Annotated in this window: 1 protein-coding gene; it reads right to left on the bottom strand. The window is 51.9% G+C overall.

Features of this window, described 5'->3' with window-relative positions:
• Window positions 1-40: 40 nt before the first annotated feature.
• Window positions 41-399, bottom strand: a 359-nt coding sequence (locus DBY68_RS23180; RefSeq protein WP_233503929.1) for a hypothetical protein, incomplete at its 5' end; no start/stop codon positions are given.

The raw sequence follows: 399 nt of genomic DNA, 5'->3' as shown, positions 1-399 counted from the left end.
TGTGGGGTCTCCCCATGCGAGAGTAGGGAACTGCCAGGCATCAAATAAAGCAGAAGGCCATCCGGAAGGATGGCCTTTTTGCGCTGGTGCGAAAAAAGTGCCGGATGCGGCTTTGCCTTATCCGGCCTGCAAAAGAACAATTCCCCGCCGAAGGATACGAACCCGCAGACCCGGTCAGCTCCGCGCCATCGGGCAATACCGCACGCACAACGCCTCTCTGGCACTCTCTGAACGATACCTGCCCTGATACGACATCTAAAGATAAAAACGCTTCTCGTGGATTACAGCGATGATTTAAAAACGAAAAAGAAGTGAAAAAGGCAGAATGGAATACCAACCTCAGAAAAGCAAAAACCCAGCCATAGGCTGGGTTCTTTAAATAGTGGTGCCCGGACTCGG

Origin of the sequence: Pseudocitrobacter sp. RIT415, from assembly GCF_003057695.2 — a bacterium.
Lineage (GTDB): Bacteria > Pseudomonadota > Gammaproteobacteria > Enterobacterales > Enterobacteriaceae > Pseudocitrobacter > Pseudocitrobacter faecalis.
The sequence above is the reverse complement of the archived record's forward strand: the minus strand, read 5'-3'. Positions and strand labels throughout refer to the sequence as shown.